Origin of the sequence: Bradyrhizobium sp., assembly GCF_016462955.1 — a bacterium.
In the GTDB taxonomy this organism is placed as follows: Bacteria; Pseudomonadota; Alphaproteobacteria; order Rhizobiales; family Xanthobacteraceae; genus Bradyrhizobium.
On the sequence record NZ_JAEMSD010000186.1, the window covers coordinates 1 to 4,676 of the forward strand.

General features: G+C 66.0%; 6 protein-coding genes. 1 reads left to right on the forward strand and 5 read right to left on the reverse strand.

Features of this window, described 5'->3' with window-relative positions:
* The 3 genes from JHD07_RS19470 to JHD07_RS19480 all read right to left on the reverse strand — a co-directional run.
* On the reverse strand, positions 1-654 hold a 654-nt coding region (locus JHD07_RS19470), incomplete at its 3' end, for an ATP-binding cassette domain-containing protein (protein WP_291624785.1).
* The gene (locus tag JHD07_RS19475) at positions 644-1,381 is read right to left on the reverse strand and encodes an ABC transporter permease subunit (RefSeq protein ID WP_291624787.1); all 738 of its coding nucleotides are present in this window, start codon (positions 1,379-1,381) and stop codon (positions 644-646) included. The genes JHD07_RS19475 and JHD07_RS19470, both read right to left, overlap by 11 nt.
* Position 1,382: 1 nt before the next feature.
* Positions 1,383-2,369 carry an ABC transporter substrate-binding protein gene (locus JHD07_RS19480; RefSeq protein WP_291624811.1) on the reverse strand — a complete coding sequence of 329 codons (987 nt, stop codon included), beginning with the start codon at positions 2,367-2,369 and terminating at the stop codon, positions 1,383-1,385.
* 86 nt (positions 2,370-2,455) lie between these two features.
* Here JHD07_RS19480 and JHD07_RS19485 point away from each other — a divergent pair, with 86 nt between their 5' ends.
* Positions 2,456-2,815 (forward strand): hypothetical protein, encoded by a 360-nt coding sequence (locus JHD07_RS19485; RefSeq protein ID WP_291624789.1) that lies wholly within the window; start codon positions 2,456-2,458, stop codon positions 2,813-2,815.
* A 111-nt stretch (positions 2,816-2,926) separates the two neighbouring features.
* On the opposite strand, the gene JHD07_RS19490 is transcribed toward JHD07_RS19485, so the two are convergent.
* Entirely contained in the window at positions 2,927-3,745 is an 819-nt protein-coding gene (locus JHD07_RS19490; RefSeq protein ID WP_291624791.1) for a quinoprotein dehydrogenase-associated SoxYZ-like carrier, read from the reverse strand.
* A gap of 52 nt (positions 3,746-3,797) precedes the next feature.
* Positions 3,798-4,676: quinoprotein relay system zinc metallohydrolase 2 (locus tag JHD07_RS19495; RefSeq protein WP_291624794.1), on the reverse strand; the 879-nt coding region annotated here is incomplete at its 5' end.

The following is a 4,676-nucleotide window of genomic DNA, read 5'->3' on the forward strand; positions in this document are numbered from 1 at the left end:
CTCGCTCCGCGCGGCGCGCGGGGTGGAGATCGACAGTTCCCGCACGATCCGTGCGGGGCGCGCTGATAGAATGAACAGCCGGTCGCCGAGGCGGATCGCATCGTCGAGGCTGTGAGTGACGAGCAGCGTCATCACCGGCCGGCGCGCGACCAGCGTTGCGATCTCCTCGCGCAGGCGGCCGGCGAGCGCGTCATCGAGCGAGGCGAGGGGCTCGTCGAGCACGAGCAGGTCGGGCTCGACCGCGAAGGCACGGGCCAGTGCGACGCGGCGGGCGAGGCCGAGCGACAATTCGCCCGGGAAGTGGCTGCGATGCGCCTCCAGCTCCAGGATCCTGAACAGCTCGGCGAGCTTCGCATCGGTGACGTCAGGAGCGGCCAACCGCACGTTCTGCTCGACCGAGCGCCACGGCAGCAGCCGCGGCTCCTGGAACACCATGCCGATCTGCGCCTCCGGCGGGCGCACGATATGGCCTGCAAAGTCGTGATCCAGTCCCAGGATGATGCGCAGCATCGTGCTCTTGCCGCAACCGGACGGGCCGATCAACACCCCGACCTCGCCGGATTGAAGCGCGAATTTGAGCGGCGCCAGCACCTCGTGGCTTCCGCCCGCGGCACTCCTGAAGGTCTTGCCCGATATCTCGACCTCAAGCCGCACGGGGGCGCCACCTGTTTGCGCGGGCTTCGAACGGCTGCACCAGCAAGGTCTCGATGACGAGCACGACGGCGGCAAAGGTCAGCGAATAGGCCAGCAGCCGCGGCGTGTCGAACAGCTGGAACGCGACGCCGATCTCGAAGCCGACGCCGTTCGGCCGTCCGAGCAGCTCGGCGACCAGCACGATCTTCCACACCAGCGATAATCCGGAGCGGGCGGAGGCCGCGATGTAGGGTGCAAGCTGCGGCAGCACGACGTGGCGGAAGGCGCGCCAGGGCGGCATCGCGAACACGCTCGCCATCTCGTCCAGCGAACGGTCGAGCGCGCGGGTGCCCTCGCGCAAAGTGACGATGGCGGTCGGCAGCTTGTTGATGGCGATGGCTGCGATCGCGGCGGCCTCGGTGAGCCCGGCCCAGATATAGGCCAGCACGATCACGACCAGCGCCGGCAGATTCAGCAGCAGGATCAGCCAGGGATCGCCGAGCCGGTCGGCGAGCTTGACCCGCCCCATCAGATAGCCGATCGCGCTGCCGAGCGACATCGCCAGCGTGAAGGCGAGCGCGACGCGCGCCAGCGTGGCGCCGAGATGCAGGAACAGCGCGCCCGATGAGGCTTCTGCGATCATCACCTCAAGCACGGCCGGCGGGGAGGGCAGCTTCGCGCCGCCGGCGAGGAGCGCGGCAATCCACCAGGTCGCGAGCAGCAGGGCGAACGAGAGCAGGCGCAGCACCTCAGTCTCCGGGGACCGCGTGATAGAAGGTGCCGGGATCGAGCTCGGCCGCCGGTCCCACGAGTTCGCGGCCGCCGATCTCGGCCAGCACGCGATAGAGCACGCGCGCGTCCGTCTCCTCGTCATTGATGCTCCGGCGCGGAATGCCGTCACGGTAGCGGTCGCGGTAGGTCTTGAGCAGGGCAGGATCGGCTGTGCCCGTGAGCGGCGCGACCTTGTCCCAGGCCGCATCCGAGCTCGCCAGCAATTCCTTGGCCTTGCGGGTCATCGCGATGAAGCGCGCAACGGCATCCTTGTGGGTTCCGGCCCAATTCTCGTCGAAGACGTAGCCGACCGCGGCGACCGCGCCCTTGGCGCCGAGCTTCGGCAAGATCTCCTCGATGCCGGCGAGGCGCCTGAAACCCTTGGCCTCGAGCTGGGCGCAGAAATTCCAGAAATTGAGGCTCGCATCCATCTCGCCGTCCAGCGACTTGGCGGCGATCAAAGGCGGGGCCCCATAGACGATGGTCGCTTGCGACTTCAGGTCGATGCCGTCCTGCTTCATGCGCGCCTGGAGCAGCAGCCAGCTCTTGTCGATAGCCCCGCCCGCGACGGCGAGCTTGCGGCCCTTGAGGTCGGCGAGGGTCTTGATCGGCGAACTGGCCGGCACCATCACCGCGCCGAGCGCGCTGGAATAGGGATAGAAGGTGAGCTTGGCGCCCAGCCCACGCTCGCGCGAGACCCACAGCCAGTCCGACAGGATGATATCGGCGCTGCCGGCGCGCATCGCGATCTTGCCGGCCTCGGTGCTTGCAAGCTCGGTGACCTCCAGCGACAGGCCGGCTTCCTTGTCGAGACCGGCGCCGCGGATCGCTGCGAGCTCCCAGGAGAATGTTCCGGTCTTCTGCACCGCAAGGCGGATCGTATCCGCGGCGTTGGCAGGCGCCGCCAGCGTCAGCACCAGCACCAGCGTCGCCGCGAGCGCCAATGTTCGTCCCAGGACTCTCATCACCTTGTGGGCCGTTTCCCCTGAAGAGTGCTTTTCAGGACAATACGCATAGCATAGCCTTGGTCGCAACCAGCGGGAGGATGCGCATGAAACTTGCGGGACAGCTACGACCGATTGTCGCCGCATTGACGGCGTTCGCTGCCACGGTATGCGTGGCGCGGGCGCAAGAGGCCAATGATTATCCGACCTCGGCGCGCGCAGAGTACGTCTATGGCTGCATGAAGGCCAACGGTGAGAGCCGCCAGTCGATCGAACAATGTTCCTGCTCGATCGATGTGGTGGCTTCGATCATGCCCTACCAGCGCTACGTGACCGCAGAGACCGCGCTCAGCATGTCCCAGGTGCGCGGCAATCTCGGCGTCCAGTTCCGCACATCAGAGCAGGCGAACTCGGCCGTGAACGATTTGCGGCGCGCACAGGCGGAAGCCGAGGTGAGGTGCTTTTAGTTTGCTGTTGTCATTCCGGGGCGTGCAAAGCGCGAACTATGGTGCGCAGTTGCGCACCAGAGAAGCTCGAGATTCCGGGTTCGGTCCTGCGGACCGCCCCGGAATGACCCGTCACGTCCCCGGCTTCTCGACATCCCACTCGTTGCGGAACACGTGTCCCTCGGTGTCCTTTGCCTCCGCGCGGAAACGCTTGGCGCCGTTGGAGACGTAGGTGAAGCGCAGATTGGGATCTTCCGAGATCGAGATGCCGCCTTCCATCGACAGCACGGGGCTGTCGTCCTGCGTCAGCTTCAGCTGATTGATGAAGAAGGCGGGAATATAGAGCTGCGTGACCTGGTCCATCTGCAGCCCTGAATTATTGGGATGCCCAATCATGATCTGCGCTTCGCGGACGCGGCTGGCCGGCGTCTCCTCGCGCGCGAATTGCCGGTAACGCATCTGGCCGATCCGGTTCTTGGCTTCCTCGACGTTCTTGACCGCCGGTGCCGAGCAGCCGCCGGAGGCCTTCACATAGACTTTCGACACGTAGAGCTGACCGTCGCTGAGCTCGGCGACCGCGTGGACATCGGTGTAGTTGTTGACGCGCACGCGGGTCGAGATTTCCGTGACATTGGCCTCCGGCCCGAGCTCGAACTTCGCCGCCATCGGCGCGGGATTGCGGTCGATCACGAGCGTGATCGAACGGATGCGGCGGCTGTCGGCCGGCGAGAGCTTGTTGCGCAAGGTGACCGGCACGATGGCGGCATCTTCGGCGCGATACGGCATCTCGATGCCAATCACGGCGCTGCCGTCGTTCATCGGGCGGTTGCCGAAGATGTCCTGCACGAGCCCCGGCCACGGATCCGGGGCCTCTTCCGCCGATGCAGGTACAGCGAAGGCGACGCCGAGGAGCAGGGCGATCAAGGGCAGTCGGCGTGTGCATCCCGTCATGACTCATGATCCCGCGGACGAACAATCTTTGGGGCACATCCTAGCGCGCCCGCTACTCCCATTCAATTTCCGAGAATGCTGCAGTTGCGTTGCGCGCGTTGTAGTCGTCGAACAATTGCCAATGCGGCTTCTCCGACGCGGCGGCCTTGTCCGCGGCGGCGCGGATCGGCGCGCCCTTTTTGTTCAGCGCGCGAACGTCGGACAGCAGCGTTGACAGATAGCGCCGTTCATCGGCCAGCGCAGCAGGCCAGTCGCTCACCGGGCCGTGACCGGGAACGACGCGCAGCGCCGGGATGGCCTCCAACGCCTTCAGCGTGTCGAGCCAGCCGCGGATGCTGCCGTCCATGACCGGAACGTGGCGGAGAAAAACCAGGTCGCCCGCGAACAGGGTCTTGGTTGTCTCGTCGTATACGGTGAGGTCATTGTCGCTGTGGCCGGCCGGCCAGGCGCGAAGGGTCAGGCGGCGCGACCCGAGATCCAGCGTCATCGTCTCCGAAACCAGCAGGGTCGGAGCGATGATCTTGACGGGATCGATCAGCTCGTTGCCCATGATGCGGCGGAAGTTTTCGAGATAGAACGGCCCGCGCGCCGCAAGCGCCTGCGGCAGCCGGCTATGGCCGACGAAGCTGACCGTCTCGGCCACGAAGGCGGCGTTGCCGAAGATATGATCGGGATGGCCGTGGGTGTTGACGACATAGCGGATCGGCTTGGACGTGTGGGCTCGGACGGCGGCCAGCAGCGCCTCGCCTTCGCGAACGCTGCCGCCGGTGTCGATCACGGCCACGGCCTCATCGCCGACGATGAAGCCGACATTGGCAATGTCGCCCTCGTTCTCGCGGCTCATCAGGGCGATAGTCCCGGAGTGTACGAAGATTCCCGGTGCGACTTCGCTCACAGGCAATTCGGCCGCGCCGGCGCGTGCTAGCGTCGC

Excerpts from the sequence above, each read along its gene's own strand:
- JHD07_RS19490 (WP_291624791.1), bottom strand. The coding sequence starts at position 3,745 with ATGACGGGATGCACACGCCGACTGCCCTTGATCGCCCTGCTCCTCGGC.
- JHD07_RS19480 (WP_291624811.1), bottom strand. The coding sequence starts at position 2,369 with ATGAGAGTCCTGGGACGAACATTGGCGCTCGCGGCGACGCTGGTGCTG.
- JHD07_RS19485 (WP_291624789.1), top strand. The coding sequence starts at position 2,456 with ATGAAACTTGCGGGACAGCTACGACCGATTGTCGCCGCATTGACGGCG.